23 protein-coding genes are annotated in these 17,564 nt (G+C 37.8%); 18 read left to right on the top strand and 5 right to left on the bottom strand.

The features are described 5' to 3' along the window. Window positions 1-45 precede the first annotated feature (45 nt). On the top strand, window positions 46-1,260 hold the full coding sequence (locus MNY27_RS02505) for a PAS domain S-box protein (RefSeq protein ID WP_152183730.1): 1,215 nt from the start codon (window positions 46-48) through the stop codon (window positions 1,258-1,260). After that, window positions 1,250-1,930, top strand: a complete 681-nt coding sequence (locus MNY27_RS02500; protein ID WP_152183729.1) for a response regulator transcription factor — start codon at window positions 1,250-1,252, stop codon at window positions 1,928-1,930. The genes MNY27_RS02505 and MNY27_RS02500 overlap by 11 nt, the downstream gene beginning before the upstream one ends. A gap of 9 nt (window positions 1,931-1,939) precedes the next feature. On the opposite strand, the gene MNY27_RS02495 is transcribed toward MNY27_RS02500, so the two are convergent. The 4 genes from MNY27_RS02495 to MNY27_RS02480 all read right to left on the bottom strand — a co-directional run bounded on the left by MNY27_RS02495 (window position 1,940) and on the right by MNY27_RS02480 (window position 5,248). After that, window positions 1,940-2,080, bottom strand: coding sequence for a hypothetical protein (locus MNY27_RS02495; RefSeq protein WP_188109449.1), 141 nt, complete (start codon window positions 2,078-2,080; stop codon window positions 1,940-1,942). A 122-nt stretch (window positions 2,081-2,202) separates the two neighbouring features. Then, the gene (locus MNY27_RS02490) at window positions 2,203-2,904 is read right to left on the bottom strand and encodes an anaerobic ribonucleoside-triphosphate reductase activating protein (protein WP_152183728.1); all 702 of its coding nucleotides are present in this window, start codon (window positions 2,902-2,904) and stop codon (window positions 2,203-2,205) included. Beyond that, window positions 2,867-3,019: an anaerobic ribonucleoside-triphosphate reductase gene (nrdD, locus tag MNY27_RS02485; protein ID WP_152183727.1), complete on the bottom strand. Its 153-nt coding sequence runs from the start codon at window positions 3,017-3,019 to the stop codon at window positions 2,867-2,869. The genes MNY27_RS02490 and nrdD overlap by 38 nt, the downstream gene beginning before the upstream one ends. A gap of 78 nt (window positions 3,020-3,097) precedes the next feature. Then, window positions 3,098-5,248 carry a ribonucleoside triphosphate reductase gene (locus MNY27_RS02480; RefSeq protein ID WP_152183726.1) on the bottom strand — a complete coding sequence of 717 codons (2,151 nt, stop codon included), beginning with the start codon at window positions 5,246-5,248 and terminating at the stop codon, window positions 3,098-3,100. 280 nt (window positions 5,249-5,528) lie between these two features. Here MNY27_RS02480 and rpmJ point away from each other — a divergent pair, with 280 nt between their 5' ends. From rpmJ to MNY27_RS02430, 10 genes are all read left to right on the top strand, one after another. Further along, a complete protein-coding gene (gene rpmJ / locus MNY27_RS02475) occupies window positions 5,529-5,642 on the top strand; it encodes a 50S ribosomal protein L36 (RefSeq protein ID WP_041675103.1) in 114 nt (37 codons plus the stop codon). A 2-nt stretch (window positions 5,643-5,644) separates the two neighbouring features. Then, complete coding sequence (gene rpsM / locus MNY27_RS02470) at window positions 5,645-6,007, top strand: 30S ribosomal protein S13 (protein WP_152183725.1); 363 nt, start codon at window positions 5,645-5,647, stop codon at window positions 6,005-6,007. A 10-nt stretch (window positions 6,008-6,017) separates the two neighbouring features. Continuing rightward, entirely contained in the window at window positions 6,018-6,410 is a 393-nt protein-coding gene (gene rpsK / locus MNY27_RS02465; RefSeq protein ID WP_152183724.1) for a 30S ribosomal protein S11, read from the top strand. Between the two features lie 11 nt (window positions 6,411-6,421). Next, entirely contained in the window at window positions 6,422-7,048 is a 627-nt protein-coding gene (rpsD, locus tag MNY27_RS02460; protein ID WP_152183723.1) for a 30S ribosomal protein S4, read from the top strand. Between the two features lie 26 nt (window positions 7,049-7,074). Continuing rightward, window positions 7,075-8,070 (top strand): DNA-directed RNA polymerase subunit alpha, encoded by a 996-nt coding sequence (locus tag MNY27_RS02455; RefSeq protein WP_152183722.1) that lies wholly within the window; start codon window positions 7,075-7,077, stop codon window positions 8,068-8,070. 27 nt (window positions 8,071-8,097) lie between these two features. Next, window positions 8,098-8,448: a 50S ribosomal protein L17 gene (gene rplQ / locus MNY27_RS02450; RefSeq protein WP_152183721.1), complete on the top strand. Its 351-nt coding sequence runs from the start codon at window positions 8,098-8,100 to the stop codon at window positions 8,446-8,448. 106 nt (window positions 8,449-8,554) lie between these two features. Next, window positions 8,555-9,772, top strand: a complete 1,218-nt coding sequence (locus MNY27_RS02445) for an aldo/keto reductase (protein WP_152183720.1) — start codon at window positions 8,555-8,557, stop codon at window positions 9,770-9,772. Between the two features lie 82 nt (window positions 9,773-9,854). Further along, entirely contained in the window at window positions 9,855-10,130 is a 276-nt protein-coding gene (locus tag MNY27_RS02440) for a NifU family protein (RefSeq protein WP_152183719.1), read from the top strand. Window positions 10,131-10,151: 21 nt separating this feature from the next. Then, window positions 10,152-10,745, top strand: a complete 594-nt coding sequence (locus tag MNY27_RS02435; RefSeq protein ID WP_152183718.1) for a hypothetical protein — start codon at window positions 10,152-10,154, stop codon at window positions 10,743-10,745. Further along, window positions 10,735-12,027: a UDP-N-acetylmuramoyl-L-alanyl-D-glutamate--2,6-diaminopimelate ligase gene (locus MNY27_RS02430; RefSeq protein ID WP_152183717.1), complete on the top strand. Its 1,293-nt coding sequence runs from the start codon at window positions 10,735-10,737 to the stop codon at window positions 12,025-12,027. The genes MNY27_RS02435 and MNY27_RS02430 overlap by 11 nt, the downstream gene beginning before the upstream one ends. 21 nt (window positions 12,028-12,048) lie before the next feature. On the opposite strand, the gene MNY27_RS02425 is transcribed toward MNY27_RS02430, so the two are convergent. Next, window positions 12,049-12,597 carry an outer membrane beta-barrel protein gene (locus MNY27_RS02425; protein ID WP_152183716.1) on the bottom strand — a complete coding sequence of 183 codons (549 nt, stop codon included), beginning with the start codon at window positions 12,595-12,597 and terminating at the stop codon, window positions 12,049-12,051. A 118-nt stretch (window positions 12,598-12,715) separates the two neighbouring features. On the opposite strand from MNY27_RS02425, the gene MNY27_RS02420 reads away from it, so the two are divergent. From MNY27_RS02420 to tkt, 6 genes are read left to right on the top strand one after another with little or no spacing between them, the layout of a single operon-like run. After that, window positions 12,716-13,090, top strand: coding sequence for a (2Fe-2S) ferredoxin domain-containing protein (locus MNY27_RS02420; RefSeq protein ID WP_152183715.1), 375 nt, complete (start codon window positions 12,716-12,718; stop codon window positions 13,088-13,090). A gap of 8 nt (window positions 13,091-13,098) precedes the next feature. Beyond that, the gene (gene panD, locus MNY27_RS02415) at window positions 13,099-13,464 is read left to right on the top strand and encodes an aspartate 1-decarboxylase (RefSeq protein WP_152183714.1); all 366 of its coding nucleotides are present in this window, start codon (window positions 13,099-13,101) and stop codon (window positions 13,462-13,464) included. Next, the gene (locus tag MNY27_RS02410; RefSeq protein WP_152183713.1) at window positions 13,464-13,775 is read left to right on the top strand and encodes a YbaB/EbfC family nucleoid-associated protein; all 312 of its coding nucleotides are present in this window, start codon (window positions 13,464-13,466) and stop codon (window positions 13,773-13,775) included. The genes panD and MNY27_RS02410 overlap by 1 nt, the downstream gene beginning before the upstream one ends. Beyond that, on the top strand, window positions 13,776-14,759 hold the full coding sequence (locus tag MNY27_RS02405) for a PDZ domain-containing protein (protein ID WP_346391826.1): 984 nt from the start codon (window positions 13,776-13,778) through the stop codon (window positions 14,757-14,759). 19 nt (window positions 14,760-14,778) lie between these two features. Next, window positions 14,779-15,627: a polyprenyl synthetase family protein gene (locus MNY27_RS02400; RefSeq protein WP_152183711.1), complete on the top strand. Its 849-nt coding sequence runs from the start codon at window positions 14,779-14,781 to the stop codon at window positions 15,625-15,627. 9 nt (window positions 15,628-15,636) lie between these two features. Then, entirely contained in the window at window positions 15,637-17,556 is a 1,920-nt protein-coding gene (gene tkt, locus MNY27_RS02395; protein WP_152183710.1) for a transketolase, read from the top strand. Window positions 17,557-17,564: the final 8 nt, after the last annotated feature.

Genomic DNA, 17,564 nt, shown 5'->3' with positions numbered 1-17,564 from the left:
ATTTGCTTTTTTGCTGAAGTTGGGGTTATTTATGGGAAGGTACTTATGTTACAACAGTATCAAGAGGCTATAGAAAACAGTAATATTGTATCTAAAACCGATGTGAACGGCATCATCACTTTTGTCAATGATGAGTTTTGCAAAATTTCGGGCTATTCAAAAGAGGAGCTTCTTGGTAAAAACCACAATATCGTAAGACACCCCGATGTCCCCGCTTCGAAGTTCAAACTCCTTTGGCAGACGATCAAAGCCAAAAAGATCTACAAAAGCACTGTAAAAAACAGGGCAAAAAATGGTTCCACTTTTTATGTAAATACTACAGTAATCCCTATTTTAAATGAAAAAGGCGAGATTGAAGAGTTTATCGCCATTCGTTATGATGTAACACAAGAGATATTTTACAAGCACTCTTTGGAGAAAAAAGAGAGAGAACTTGAAGTTCTCAATATCGATCTTGAAAAGAGAGTAGAAGCAAAGACAAAAGAGTTAAAAGAGTTGAATGAGACCCTGGAGATGCGTGTTCAAGAGGAGATAAAAAAGAATGAAGAGAAGCAAAAGGTGATGTTCTGGCAATCACGTTTTGCCTCTTTGGGTGAGATGCTCGCAAATATTGCCCATCAATGGAGACAACCGCTTACAGAGCTTAACTTAACACTCTTTTCTCTCAAAAAAGCAGCATTCAATCAAGATATTGGTGAAGTGGAGATGCTTTATGATGAAAGTAAGGCACTGATAAAAAACATGTCCAATACAATAGAAGACTTTTCCAACTTCTTTAAGCCAGATAAAGGAAAACAGCACTTTATGCTGCGTGAGAGTATAGAAGAGGCACTCCATATCTTAAAAAGGGTTCTTAAAAAAGATATGATTCAAGTAAAGACAAGTTATGAAGATGTGAGTGTTTTGGGTATTACGAATGAGTTTACACAAGTTATAATAAATCTGCTGAAAAACTCTCGAGATGCTTTTGTAGAAAACGGAGTGCTTATTCGTGAGATAAAAATCGAAGTCTCTAAAGAGAATGGAAATGCTCTCATTATCGTCGAGGATAATGCAGGAGGTATCAAAGAAAAAGAGCGTTATAAGATATTTGAGCCCTATTTTACAACAAAGCACACTTCACAGGGAACAGGTCTGGGGCTCTTTATGTCCAAGATGATATGTGAAAAAGGGTTTAACGGCTCTTTGGATGTGAGCTCTAAAAAAGGGACAACACGCTTCACTATCAAGATACCGCTAGAGAGTGAAAATGAAAAATAAGTTTTTAAAGACTCTGCGTGTTTTACTTGTTGAAGATGAAACAAATCTCTCAAAACTCTTAAAGAATGCTATTGGTGATAATTTTTTTAAATTTTATGTTGCAAATGATGGACAAGAGGGGCTTGAACTTTTTAAAAAAATAACACCTGATATTGTTATTACAGATATCAATATGCCTAAAAAGAGTGGTTTAGAGATGGCAAAAGAGATAAAAGCGATTGAGAGCAGTGTACCCATCATCATCTTAAGTGCTTTTAGTGAGACAGAGAAACTTTTAAATGCCATCGATGTTGGGGTTGTGAAGTATCTCATCAAGCCCTTTGATCCCGATGAGCTTTTGGAGTACATTATCTCATTGGAAAAGCATTTTGGTATGCGTGAGATAGAGCTACGTGATGCATATATCTACAACAAAACGAAAAAAACACTCTATAAAAAGAACAGATATGTGCCACTGAGCAAAAAAGAGAAGCAGTTTTTGGAATTACTCTTGGAGTATTATGAAAAAGAGATATATGTTGTCAGTGATGCAATTATTAAAAAATCACTTTGGGAAGATGAAGTGAGTGATGACAGACTCAGAACCTTCATTCGAAGATTTCGAGCGAAAACATCCAAAGAGTTGATTAAAAATATAAAATCAGAAGGCTATCAGATAGTGATAGCCTAAAATTAGAAATTATTTTGTATAAAGATCAGTACCAGGATGATTCGGTTTAGAAATAGCTGGCTTTTTTACTGGTTTTGTATCATAGTGAACGATATTTTCAGCCTGTGCTGCAACGAATGCGAAAGTTAATGCTAATAAAATTTTTGTCATAGTTTTATCCTTGAAAGGTTTAGATTTTTTAAATAAGACAAAATTTGTCCGATTTAAGTTTCAGCGGAATAATAACCGATTTCTTCCAAAGAAATATTGATATATATCAAGAAATAAAACTTTTATCTCCAGATGATATTCAGTCTGCTTTTAATTGCTTTTTTATTAAATTCTAGCTCTGGTTTGCCTATATCTGCAATGTTCTCTTTTGTTTCTAAAAACTCTTGAATATAGTATGTTTTACTATAGCCTCTCTGTTCTAAGTCACTGATGATGAGGTTGATATCTGCAGGAGTTAAAAGGTCTGCATGAAGTGTTGTCCGTACTTCAAAGTCTATATTTGATGCAAGTAATAAATCAAGAGTTTTGGAAAATTCATGATATTTGCGTGAGTGGGTTATTTGGGTGAACTTTTCTTTTGGTGCTTTATAATCAAGAGCAACATAATCAAGAAGTTTTAGCTCAAGAAGCTCTTTGAAGTTGTCAAAATAGGTCCCATTAGTATCTAGTTTGATGGTAAAGCCCATCTTTTTTATCTTTTGACAAAACTCTACTAAATCATAAGCAGTTGCTTCACCACCTGAGAGCACAACGCCATCTAAAAGCGAGACTCTTGTCTGTAAAAAGTCAAGAGCCTCTTGCATCGTAATGGAGCCATTCTTTGCAAAGACTATCTCTTTGTTATAGCAGTAGTCACAATGCATATTGCATCCGCTAAACCAGATAATGGCAGCTAAATGGTCTGGATAGTCAAGATGCGTGAACTTTGTTATGTCATAGATGACTTTATCGTTCTCTAAACTGCACTCTTTGTTTATGCTCACCTGTTTTTCCTATATTAAAGCTCTCAACAGGTCTATGGTATCCCATCACACGGGTATAAACAATACATTTTTGTCTTTTGCTTTCAAGCAACATCAATATTTCTTCTTTGCTCATGATATCTCCTTAATTTTATTTCATAAAATGAAGCTACTTTTCATTTATTTTGTACGATGCCAGAAGTAATCCTGTCATCTACGCTAACGCTAGGTTCCCTTCAGCAGGGGGCTCACGCAACTTTGTTGCTTCTAGGTCTATGTTTGCATATTTTGCAAAAAGCTCTTCATCGCATTTTGGGCAGTACTCATGCTCTCCTGCAATGTATCCGTGTTTTGGACAGACGGAGAAGAGCGGTGTAATGGTAATATATGGCAGTCTGAAGTTTGAGATGACATTTTTGACAAGTTTACGACAGGCCTCTGTTGAGCTGACCTTTTCTTGCATATAGAGATGCAGTACTGTCCCGCCTGTGTATTTTGTCTGAAGTTCATCTTGAAGTTCCAATGCTTCAAAAGGGTCACTTGTATAATCAACAGGGATTTGCGATGAGTTAGTATAATAAATGTTCTCATCCATACCTGCTTGAATGATTTTTTCACCAAAACGTTTTTTATCCTCTTTGGCAAATCTGTAGGTTGTCCCCTCTGCAGGTGTTGCTTCAAGATTGTAAAGGTTTCCGGTTGCTTCTTGAAACTCTACCATGCGTGAGCGCATATGATTTAAAATCTCTATGGCAAACTCCATCCCTTTTATGGTCGTGATGTTCTCTTGCCCATCTGTAAAGTTAACTATCATCTCATTGATACCATTGACTCCAATGGTTGAGAAGTGGTTTTTAAATCCCGGAAGATAACGTTTTGTGTAAGGAAAAAGCCCTCTGTCATACATCTCTTGGATAAAAACACGTTTTTTCTCCAGCGTGGATTTTGCATGTTCCATCAACTCATCGAGTTTTGCGTAAAGGCTCTCTTTATTACCTTTGTGCAAAAAGCCAAGTCGTGCCATATTAAGTGTAACAACACCGATGCTTCCTGTCATCTCCGCACTGCCAAATAGACCACCACCACGTTTAAGAAGTTCTCTTAAATCTAGTTGTAGTCTACAGCACATACTGCGAACATGTCCGGGTTTGTATGCCTCTTCATTTTCTACTAAGTTACCGTTTTCATCACGTTTGTATTGGCTTCCTATGAAATTTTGAAAATAAGAAGAACCAATTTTTGCTGTATTTTCGAACAGCAGGTCAGTATTTTCACCATACCAGTCAAAATCTTCAGTGATATTGACGGTAGGTATAGGAAATGTAAAGGGTTGGCCGGTTTTATCCCCCTCTGTCATAACCTCATAGTAAGCTTTGTTTATCATATTCATCTCTTTTTGGAAATGTTTGTATGTCATATCTGTGAGAGAGTTAGCGCCTCTCTCTTGTGCTTTGAATCTTAGTGTGGCATCATCTATATCTTCAAAGAGATGTCTCTGCTTACTTGTCGGAATCTGATCTTTCAGGTCTGAAGGCACATTCCAATCGATTGTGATGTTTGTAAAAGGTGATTGTCCCCATCGTGCAGGAACGTTAAGGTTATATATGAAACTACGAATACTTTTCTTTACCTCCTTATATGAGAGCTGGTCTTTAAATAGATAAGGTGCTAAATAGGTGTCAAAAGAGGAAAAGGCCTGTGCTCCTGCCCATTCGCTTTGCAAAATTCCTAAAAAATTTGCCATTTGTCCAAGAGCTTCTCTAAAGTGCTTTGGAGCACTGCTCTCAACTCTTCCTCTCACACCGTTAAATCCCTCATCAAGAAGAACTCTCAGACTCCAGCCTGCACAGTATCCCGTGAGGCAGTCTAAGTCATGTATGTGATAGTCCCCATTTCTATGCGCATACCCTTCTTCTTTCGAGTAGATTTTATCTAGCCAATAATTTGCAATCACTTTTCCCGCAGTATTGTTTACAAGTCCTGCATTGGAGTAGCCTGTGTTTGAGTTTGCTTTGATTCTCCAGTCACTTCCATTTATATACTCCTCAATGGTCTGTGTAGAGTTGATGTAGGTAGTGTCATCATCCAAAAGGTTTTCACGCTGCATTTTATGCGTATGACGATAAATCATAAAGGAACGCATTACGTCAAAATATCTACCCTTATACAGCTCATACTCGATCAAATCCTGAACGTCTTCAACTGCAACAGCACGTTTATGGTCGAGTTTTTCCAAAACGTTGATAAAGATAGTTTCGTCATACGAAACATTTTCACTATCAAAGGCTTTTTTTATAGCATCTTCTATCTTGTATGAAAGAAACTGCTTGTAAGTGCCATCGCGTTTTAAAATGTACTCAACCATTTGCTAACTCCTAAAGTGATACCAGCAGTTTAATGCAAGTTGCGTTAAGGGGCAATAATAATTTTTGTCACTTTTGTGTCATTTTGAAAAGAGAATATTATAAGCTTAATAAAAGTTTTACATTTGTTTTGCTATAATCCCAATCCGCTTTGCTGTTTTAACAATGAAAAAGAGTGTTTCTACCTTTATATTATGTATAGAGTTAGAAGTATTGGCAAGCGAATATTATAAAAGATTCTTTGCCTAAAAACAGTAAAGACAACTAAGACAAGGACTTACGATGAAAGTAAGAGCTTCAGTAAAGAAAATGTGTGATGACTGTAAAGTTATCAAAAGAAGAGGTATTGTAAGAGTAATCTGCAAGAACCCTAAACATAAACAGAGACAAGGATAACCATGGCTCGTATTTCTGGTGTTGATTTACCTAAGAAAAAGAGAATAGAGTACGGTTTAACGTATATCTATGGTATTGGTCTTCATACTTCACGTCAAATTCTTGACGCTACAGGTATTGACTATAACAAAAGAGTTTTCGAACTCAATGAGGCTGATGTAGCTGCAATTACAAACGAAATCCGTGCTAACCATATGGTTGAGGGTGATTTACGTAAAAAAGTTGCAATGGACATTAAAGCATTAATGGATTTAGGAAACTACCGTGGTCTTCGTCACCGTCGTGGTCTTCCGGTTCGTGGACAAAAAACTAAGACAAATGCGCGTACTCGTAAGGGTAAACGTAAAACTGTCGGCGCAGCGTAAGGATTAAAGCATGGCAAAAAGAAAAGCTGTTAGAAAAAAAGTAGTAAAGAAAAATATCGCTCGTGGTATCGTTCATATTGCAGCATCATTTAACAACACATTAGTAACTATTACTGATGAGATGGGAAATATGATTGCTTGGAGTTCTGCTGGTAGCCTTGGTTTTAAAGGTTCTAAAAAATCTACTCCGTTTGCGGCGCAAGCAGCAGTTGAAGATGCAGTAGAAAAAGCAAAAGTACATGGTATCAAAGAGCTTGGTATCAAAGTACAAGGTCCTGGTTCTGGACGTGAGACAGCAGTTAAATCTGTTGGTGCTATCGAAGGAATCCGTGTTACATTCATGAAAGATGTTACACCATTACCACACAACGGTTGTCGCGCACCTAAGCGCCGTAGAGTTTAAGGAGATTACTGATGGCAAGATATAGAGGTCCAGTAGAAAAAATCGAAAGAAGATTTGGAGTAAGCCTTAACTTAAAAGGTGAGCGTCGTTTAGCAGGAAAATCTGCTTTAGAAAAGCGTCCATACGGTCCAGGGCAACATGGTCAACGTCGTAAAAAAGTTTCTGAGTACGGTTTACAACTTAATGAGAAACAAAAAGCGAAATTCATGTATGGTATTTCTGAAAAACAATTCCGTGCACTGTTCGTTGAAGCAAAACGCCGTGATGGAAATACAGGTACAAACCTTATTACACTTATCGAGCAGAGACTTGACAATGTAGTTTACAGAATGGGATTCGCATCTACTCGTAGATTCGCTCGTCAGCTTGTAACACATGGTCACATCTTAGTAGATGGTAAAAAACTAGATATTCCTTCTTACCGTGTTAAACCGGGTCAAAAGATAGAAGTGAAAGAAGCTAGTAAAAACAACAATCAAGTACAACGTGCTATTGAACTTACAAACCAAACAGGTCTTGCTCCATGGGTTGACATCGATGCTGAAAAAGTATTTGGTATCTTTACTCGTCTTCCAGAGCGTGAAGAAGTTGTTATTCCAGTTGAAGAACGTTTAATCGTTGAGCTTTACTCGAAATAATAATTAATAAAAAGGGCGTAAAAGAGATGAAAAAGATTAAAACTACACCACTTGCTCCTCAAGAGTTTGAGGTAGAACAAATTAGTGAGAATGAAGCTAACATTATGGCATATCCGTTTGAGACGGGTTATGCTATCTCTTTAGCTCATCCACTTCGCCGTTTTCTATTAAGTAGCTCAGTTGGCTATGCACCAATCGCTATTAAAATCGAGGGTGCTAAACATGAGTTTGACTCTGTTCGTGGTATGCTTGAAGATATTTCTGATTTTATATTAAATCTTAAAGAGATTCGTTTCAAACTGGGTAACGATGCAACAGAAGCAGAGATAAACTACAGCTTTGCAGGTCCATGTAACATTACTGGAGCTGATCTAAGAAATGATGAAGTTGAAGTGGTAACTCCAGAAGCTCCACTTGCTACATTAAATGAAGATTCAACGCTGAACTTTAGCATTAAAATTGCTCAAGGTATCGGATATGTTGCGAGTGAAGATACATATGAAGAGTTAGAAGATGGATATATCGCACTTGATGCTTACTTCACTCCGGTAAGAAGTGCTACATATAAAATTGAGAATGTACTTGTAGAGGACAACCCTAACTTTGAAAGAGTTGTTATGAACATCAAAACTGATGGTCAAATCTCTCCAATCGATGCATTTAGAAACTCTTTGGAAGTAATGTATGCACAATTAGCTGTATTTAATTCAGAGATTAGTATTAAAGCTCCAACTACTATTGAGAGAGTTGAAGAGTCACCAGACCTTAAAAAACTAACTACTAACATAGATAGTCTTGGTTTAAGTGCTCGTAGTTTTAACTGCCTTGATCGCTCAAATATTAAACTAATTGGTGAAATTGTACTTATGAGTACAAATGATCTCAAAAATGTAAAAAATCTTGGTAAAAAATCTTACGATGAAATCGTAGAAAAAGTTCAAGAGTTTGGTTTTACAGTTGGTGCTGATTTAGAAGATGATGTAGTAACTGCACTAAAAAAGAAAATTGAAGCAGCTTCTTAAGAAGCGCTAATTAAAGAGGAATAAGATATGAGACACCGTCATGGATATCGTAAACTAGGTCGTACAAGTGCTCACCGTAAGGCACTTTTAGCAAACCTTAGTATTTCGTTAATTGAACATGGTAAAATTGAGACTACTGCTGTAAAAGCTAAAGAGCTTCGCTCTTACGTTGAGAAGTTAATCACTACTGCTGGTAAGGGTGACTCTAACGCTCACAGAGCAGTATTTGCTGCGCTTCAAAACAAAGAAGCAACAAAAAAATTAGTAAACGAAATCGCTCCACAATATGTTGAGCGTACTGGTGGTTACACTAGAATTACTAAAACTCGTATTCGTCGTGGTGATGCTACACCAATGGCATTTATCGAACTAGTATAATCGACTAATTTCTTTATCAGGGCTTTTGCCTTGATAGTTACTTTCTTTAGAGTTATGACTCTAAACTTTCCACATTCTAAAATACTTTACAATCTAGGACTATATTATGAGTACTTTCGCATTTGGAACATATAGGGTCAGTGATGAAAATCTGCTACATATTGAAGCATTAAAAGAGGCCATTGAAGCAGGTGTAAGGCTTATTGATACCTCTACAAACTATAGTGATGGCGGAGCAGAACGTGCTATTGCCAAAGTAATGGCTTTATTTGAAGATGATATTCGAGATGAGATCAAGATAGTCTCAAAGTTTGGCTATATTCAAGGCTCAAACCTCACGCAACATAAAGAGACGCCTTTTGAAGATGTCGTGGAATATTCACCGACTTGTTATCACTCTATTGCAAAGTCTTTTTTACAAAGAGAACTCACGGAGTCTTTAAAACGTCTGCAACTCAATTCACTTGATTGTTATCTGATTCATAATCCTGAGTATTTTATCTACGAAGCACTTAAAAAAGAGATGCCGCGTGATGCAATGCTTGATACAATGTTTGAGAGAATCTATGAGGCCTTTGTAGGTTTAGAAGAGGAAGTAAAAGAGGGTAGAATAAACTCCTATGGAATCAGTTCAAACTCTTTTGCAAAAGCTGAGAGTGACCCTGAGTTTTTACCTTATGACGATTTAATTACACTTGCACAAAAGGCGGCACGTGCAGTGGGCAATGCTGAGCACAGTTTTACAACTGTTGAGCTGCCGATAAATCTTTTGGAGCGTGAAGGGTTGAAATGTGCTGCATGGGCAAAAAGAAACGGACTGAGAGTTCTTTCAAACAGACCGCTTAATGCTCAAAAAGATGGGTTAATGTATCGTTTGGCAGAGTATGATGAATCAAAAGATTACTACCATACGCTCAATGAGCTCTTAGAGATTTGCGATAACGAACAGCTCAGGCCTCTTTATAATCTGATAGAGCAGATGGATATGAATAAGCACAAGTTCGGTTTTATCGGAGAGTATGACTCTTTTTTAGTTTCACAGATACTGCCACACATTAAAAAGACGATAGAGAAAATACCCCAAGAGGTTTTAGATGTACTTTTGGAGTATATTGATAGATTCCTACGTGAGTATAGAGATATGGTAGCTTATGAGTCGTCAAAAATGACAAAAACAGCTCTTAAAAAGTATTTTGAAGGGTGTGAAGTGAAGATGCAGGAGTGTGCATTACGTTTTTTATTGGAAATTGACGATATAGAGAGTATAATAGTTGGCATGCGAAAGCCAAGTTATGTACAAGAGGTCATGGCTTTAAAAAGCTAGGTAAAAATATTTTTTATCACTTGTTAAGCGATATTGTCATATTTTATGATTATAATACCCAAGAATTTAAAGGATAAATTAAATGATCCCATTTACTGATGAAGAGCTTATGGAGCCAGTGAAACATGTTATTGACAAGGTTCGTCCGTCTTTAGCTCTTGATGGCGGAGACATCGACTTTATAACGGTCAAGAACGGCAATGTATATGTACAGTTAAAAGGTGCATGTATCGGATGTGCAAGTAGTGGTTCTACACTGAAGTATGGTGTTGAGAGACAGTTAAGAATGGATATTCACCCGGAACTTTGTGTCGTCAATGTTCCATTTGGAATGGAAAACGATATAGATAATTTATAAATTTTAAAAGTAAAGAAGAAGATGAGTACAATAAGCAAATATAAAATTTTATCACAAGCAAAAGAGAGTTTTTCCAAAGCAGACTATAAGAGTGCGTTGGAAAAATTCGCTGAAGTTTTGCAAAACTATCCAAATTCAAAAGAGGCCTATAATGGCGTAATTCTTTCAGAAATGGCTATGAGTGGTGAAACAGGTGCGGAGGCACTATTTGATTATTATGAGATATTAAAAGAAGAAGATAAAGAAGAAGCTGATGCAGTCATGGAAGAGATATTGCAAAATATGGACGGTACGCTTGACAAACTATCAGAAGCTTTTAATCAACCCTTGCGTGAGCGTATAGAGTTTGAAGATGGGATTTTATACAGTGATTTTAAAAAACTGCTTGACGAGGGAGCTGACTTTAAAGAGACTTTTGAAAACATCATGTTCTCTACACGTGTCATTATCACTGAAAAAGAGGATTTTGTAGACTTTTTAGATAAATTGATTGAGCATGGTTTTTCAGAGATGGCACTAACCTATTTGGAAAATGCACTAAGTATTTACCCTAGTGATAAACTCTTGGCAAAACTCTTAAAAAAACTTGCTCAAGGTAAAACTATTGAAAATTGAACTTCCAAATCAAGCTTATAAATATGTAACAGAGAATTCACAGGAGTGTGACAGCGAGACAGCTTTTGTTCTGACAACACAAAATGAAAAATATTTAGATGATGCAAAAGCACATAATGCACATTCCATTATTAAAATAGCAGATATTGCAGAGCTCTTTGGAGTCGATAAGATTAAAATCATCGGTATTACCGGTACCAACGGAAAAACAACAACAGCAAGTGCGATATACTCTTTTTTATTAGACCTTGGCTACAAAGCAGCTCTTCAAGGGACTCGTGGTCTCTTTATGAACGATGAAGTTGTTGAAGGCAAAAGTCTTACAACGCCTTCGGTTTTAAATACTTACAGACACATCTATCAGGCAGTAGAAGCGGGATGTGAGTATTTTATTATGGAAGTAAGCTCTCATGCAATCGTTCAAAAGAGAATCGAAGGGCTTGATTTTGAGCTGAAAATCCTTACAAACATCACACAGGACCACCTTGATTATCATAAAACACTTGGTGAATATATCTCTGTCAAGAACTCCTTTTTCCAAGATGAGAGCAAAAAACTTATCAATAAAGATGAAGAGAAGGCCTCGTTTAATATTAAAAATGCGTATACATATGGCATAGAAAATCCGGCTACTTATAGACTGATGGCATATTCACTCAATGACGGCAGCAGTGGAATCATCCAACATTTTCAAGAGATTGTTCCTTTTACGGCATCACTGCATGGTTTTTTTAATCTCTACAACTTGATGGCAGCCATAGCTGCAACACACCTTATAACGGACAAAAGTTTAGAAGAGGTTGCGGACGTTGTGGATAACTTCGCCGGTGTAAGTGGAAGAATGGAACAAGTCTGTGCTGCACCGAATGTTATTGTTGACTTTGCACATACTCCAGATGGTATGCAACAGGTTCTCAATGCGCTCAAAGAAAAAGAGTTGCTAGTTGTATTTGGTGCAGGTGGAGATAGAGACAGATTAAAACGTCCACTTATGGGCCGAGTAGCTGCAACATTGGCAAAAAAAGTCTATATTACGAGTGATAATCCTCGTCATGAAGACCCTGATGTAATCGTAGAAGATATACTAGAGGGTATCGAAGACAGAAGCAATGTTGTTGTAGAACTCAATCGTAAAAAGGCCATTGAGATGGCACTTGATGAACAAGAGGGCGATGAGGTTGTCGTCATTCTTGGAAAAGGGGATGAGAACTATCAAATTATTTATGATGAGAAATTACCTTTTGACGATAGGGAAGTTGTAAGAGAACTTCTCAATATTTAAGTATACAAAAAGTCAATATTATTAAAATCTAAAGTTTATACCGACATAACCAATATTTAAGTGTGATGAAGGTGTGAGTGTAGAGTTAAGATCAAGCTTTTGATAGGAGATATTTTTATACTCATATGCAAGTTCTAGATCAAAATGCTCGCTGATTGGGATGAAAAAGCCAGCTCCTAAATTAAATGAACCATAGGTAAGTGAACCGTTATGTAGATCTGCAGGAGTCTCAAGATACCCTCCTCCAAATCCTGCTTTAAGGTAAGGGTTGACATAGATACCAAAGTCCCATGCTTTTAAAAGCTCTACATTAAAACCATATTTTTTCCCATCGTTGGAGTCGAAGATACGAGAATTATTGTCTACATAATCAAATGATAGTTCAACTGCATAGGCTTTTCTGTCTCCATATCCTACTTTAATCTGTGCAGCATTATTGTCAATCGTCCAGTCATCTTCACCATAAGTGATTGTTTCACTATTGTATGCATAACCGGCACCAAAATAGATTTTTGACTCGGCATTGAGCAGTGAAGTGATAAGCAGTAAAAGCAGTATAATTTTTTTCAAAATAGTTGTCCCAAATTTTTTCAAAATTATATCTTAAAAATATGAACTTATTTAGTGATGTTAGAAAATAGGCTGATATTTTTGATATAATTGCACAAAAATTTTAAGGATAATTTCTATGGGAATTCCACAACCGGCATTTTATATTTTCAAATGTGAGCAGTCAGCTCCTCCAGGTATGCCAAAACCATCATGTGTTACACCACAAACTCAAGACCTTTTTCAATATCTTGCACAAAAATTGATGCAAGAGGGAATCATGGGTACAGTTCAACCGATTCGTACTTCATGTATGAACCGTTGTCAAATGGGACCAGTTATGCTTGTTGAGCCAGGTCATACAATGTATGCAGGATTAACTAAAGAAAAAATTGATAAAATAGTACAAGAGCATATCCTAGGCGGAAACGTTGTTGAAGAGTTTGTAATTGACTCTGAGATGTGGGATGAGCCAATTAGCCCGGCTGATATGAAAAAACAGATGGGAATGTAGGAAAAATAATGACAATAGAGATGTTGTACAGCAAAATCCATCGAGCTACTGTGACAGATGCCAACTTGAACTATGTTGGCTCTATTACGATAGATGAGGAGCTTTTAGAGGCTTCCAAGATGCGAGTTGGACAAAAAGTAGAGATACTTAACATCAACAATGGTGAAAGATTTTCTACTTACATTATCCTTGGTGAGCGTGGAAAGCGTGATATCTGTCTTAACGGAGCAGCTGCGCGTAAAGTTCACAAAGGTGACAAAGTCATCATTGTTGCCTATGCTACATATGATGAGAAAGAGCTTGAAACATACAAGCCGACTGTTGTTTTACTTAATGATGAGAACAACATTGACGAAGTTCTAGAGAGTATCTAATGTTTGGGGATATGGGTGATTTAAGTAAAATGCTGCAAGGCTTTGAAGAAAATGCCCAAAAGCTCAAAGATGAACTTGCAAGCAAAACTTTTTCTGTTAAGAGTGGCGGTGGTATGATAGAGCTTACACTTAACGGTAACGGTGAAGTCATTGATTTAAACATCGATGATGAACTTTTAAGTGATAAAGAGTCTCTACAGATTCTGCTTATCGGTGCGATTAATGATGCAAACAAGATGGTTCAACAAAACCAACAGCAAAGTGCTCTTGGCATGCTAGGTGGTATGGGCTCGTTTGGTGGAGCAAAGTAGGTGTTTTTTCGCCTCTTTGTTCTTGCTTCTCTTCTTTTTATAAATCTATACGCCTGTAAAGGCGGTTATGCTGCCTGTGTGGCAAAAGTAAAAGATTCTCACGCAATACAAAACAATACTTTACAAATCCCTCTTAAAAAAAGTACAAGACTGCTTTATACACATAGTAAACCAGATGCAAAAATTTTAAAATATGACCCTTTTCTCTCACTTTATCTCATAGAGGACCCAAAACCTTTTGCATACCCTTTTGATATCAATATGCGCTTGCAACTAGGCACTGCAATGGTGACAGACAAAAGCTCACGTGAGGGAAAATTTATTGAAAATCAGATAGGACTGAACACTTTGGCACGTTACAGTGAACCACTGCTGATTCCATCACTGCTTACGAGTTCTTGCTGTTCACTCGAAGGTGTAGTAACTTCTCGTGACATCATCCAAAAAGAGTATCTTAAACATTTTATAGATGCAAAAAAGAGTGAATATGGTGATATTGGTATTCGTGTGAAAAACGAGAAAGGCTCTGTTATTGTCACTGCAAGTGATCCGTTTTTTGAACACAATCCTTTTCAAGTGGGTGACTGCATAGTAGTTTTTGATGGAAGAAAAGTAAAAGCAGCCTCAACACTGATGCGTATGATTCTTTTTAGTAAAAGAGGTGTGAAACACAAAGTAAAAGTAAAAAGAGGTAATCAATATCTTACCTATACAGTCACAACAAAAAAACGCTATGGTGGCGGTGAACTCAGTGATACATTTTTAGAATCACGGGGGCTTTATTTTGACAGAGCACTCCGACTGATAAGCATAGAGAAAAAGTTCAAAGGCTATGGCATCAAAAAAGGTGACAGACTCATTCAAATCAACGGTGTGAAGATAAAAAGCCAAAAAGAGTTGCGTGAGTATCTTCAAAAAGCCAAAGACTACTCTTCTTTACTTTTTGAGCGTAACGGCTTCCAGTTTTTTGTAAATATTAAGTAGAAAAAAAGTACAATTTCACATGCAAAACTTCGAGCAATTTTTATTAGATAATTTACCACAGTCAAAGAGTATTCACCCGACCTATGAGAGTGCCCTGCACAATATGCTCGAAGCTGGCGGAAAGCGTTTTCGTCCTGCACTGCTTTTAGGCGTTGTCAAAGCCTATAATCCTCTGATGATTGAGTCTGCCTATCATGCGGCATATGCAATAGAACTGTTGCATACTTACTCCCTTATCCATGATGATCTGCCGGCAATGGATGATTCACCTCTGCGCCGTGGACATCCAACACTCCATGTCACTTATGATGAGGTAACGGCAATACTCGTTGGTGATGCGCTTAATACCTACTCTTTTGAACTGCTGAGCAATGCTCCTTTTTCAGATGAGATAAAAGTAAATCTCATCCGTGAGCTCGCACAAAACGGTGGTCTTAACGGTATGGTACTAGGTCAGGCAATAGACTGTTATTTTGAGAACAAGCCTTTGGCTCTTGAAGATATAAAAACACTCCATACAAACAAAACTGCCAAGCTTATAGCTGCGGCATTGAAGATGGGTGCACTCATTGTTGAGCGTGAGAATGAAGCAGATGAGCTTTATGATTTTGGTATAAAACTTGGTCTGCTTTTTCAGATTCAAGATGACATACTCGATGTAACACAAAGCTCTGAAGAGGCAGGCAAACTGACAAACAATGATGAAGAGAAGAACTCTTTTGTAACGATTTTAGGTTTAGATGAGGCTCTGCGTGAGGCGAATCTTTTAGCAGATGAATTAACAAAAAGTATGCAGAGTTTTGATGAGAGCCTACAGCGTGAGCTCTCACCAATACTTACAAAGTACATTAATAGACATAAAAACTAAGGATAGATGATGAGTGATAATGCAATGCGTCAAAAGATGGCAAACAGTATAAGATTTTTAGCAGCGGACATGGTTCAAAAGGCAAATTCAGGTCACCCGGGTGCACCTATGGGACTTGCAGATATTGCAGTGGTTTTAAGTGAGCATTTAAAGCACAATCCTAAAAACCCATCATGGTTAAATCGTGACAGACTTGTATTTTCAGGTGGACATGCAACAGGTCTTATCTACTCACTCTACTATCTTTGGGGATACGGTTTAGAGATTGAAGATCTTAAAAACTTCAGACAGCTCGATTCACTGACACCGGGACACCCGGAATTTGGACATACTGCAGGTGTTGAGATCACAACTGGACCACTTGGTCAGGGTGTGGCAAATGCGGTTGGTTTTTCAATGGCTTCAAAATTTATGGGCGCACAGGTAAACAGCGAGACTGCAAAACTCATTGACCATCACGTTTATTGTCTTTGTGGGGATGGTGACTTGGAAGAGGGCATCAGTTATGAAGCATGTTCTATCGCAGGGCACAATAAGCTTGATAACCTCATTCTTATCTATGACTCAAACCGCATAACTATTGAGGGAAATACTGACCTTTCAATTTCAGAAGATATCAGAGGCAGATTTGAATCTCAAGGCTGGGAAGTTTTAGAGTGTAATGGACATGATTATGACGAGATTGATGCGACTATCACGCAGGCAAAAAAAGCTGACCGTCCTGTAATTATCATCGCAAATACTATCATCGCAAAAGGTGCAGGTCCACTAGAAGGAAGCCATCACTCACATGGAGCACCGCTTGGTGAAGATGTTATCGCTGATGCAAAACGAGGAGCTGGATTTGACCCTGAGAAAAAATTCTTTGTGCCTGAAGATGTAATGGCGCGTTTCCGTTGTGCTATAGAAGCAGGGGACTTGGCAGAGCGTGAGTGGATTCACTCACTTAAAACTGCACCGCTGATGGAGCAAAATGAAGCTTTAGAGGCACTCCTTAACCATGACTTCTCACGCATTCAGTGGCCTGAATTTGACAAAGCGGATGCGACAAGAAACACAAATGGAAAGATTTTAAATGCTATTGCAAAAGCAATTCCTGCATTTATTGGTGGTTCAGCAGACCTTAGTCCATCGAACAAAACATTTTTAAATGACATGGGTGTATTTCCAAAAGGAAAAAACATCTACTTTGGTATCCGTGAGCATGCGATGGCTTCCATCGCCAATGCAATGGCACTTTATGGGCCATTAATGCCATTTACTTCGACATTCTTTGTCTTCTCAGATTACCTTAAACCTGCAGCACGTATTGCAGCACTTACGGGTATTCAGCAGTTCTTTATCTGGACGCACGACTCTATCGGTGTTGGTGAAGATGGACCAACACACCAGCCTATCGAGCATCTTTCACAATTCCGTGCACTGCCTAACTTCTATGTATGGAGACCGGCTGATGGACGTGAGAATGTAGAGGCTTGGAAAAAAGCATTGACAATGGAAAAATCTCCATCTGCTTTTGTCTGTTCACGTCAAGGTTTGGCTGTTTTACCTGATGCTGTTACAGGTGAGGCAAGCCGTGGCGGATATCTTCTAAGCGCTGATGATAATGCAGAAATCACTCTTATGGCTTCAGGAAGTGAAGTGGAACTTGCACTCAAAACAAAAGAAGTTTTAAATGCAAAAGGCAAAAAAGTAAATGTTGTTTCTGTACCGTGTTATGACCTCTTTATTGAGCAAGATAAGGCTTACATCGACTCTATCATTAAGGCTGAAACGAAAAAAGTAGCGATTGAAGCTGCTCGTGGATTAGAGTGGTACCGTTTTGCTGATGAGGTTATCGGGATGGATACATTCGGTGCTTCAGCTCCAGCGGCACAACTTTTTGAAAAATTTGGCTTTACTGCTGAGAAAATAGCACAAAAAATATAAAATAACTC

Source organism: Sulfurimonas sp. NWX79 (assembly GCF_039667035.1).
Classification (GTDB): Bacteria; Campylobacterota; Campylobacteria; order Campylobacterales; family Sulfurimonadaceae; genus Sulfurimonas; species Sulfurimonas indica.
Note: the sequence above shows the minus strand (reverse complement) of the source record. Positions and strands in the feature narration are given on the sequence as shown.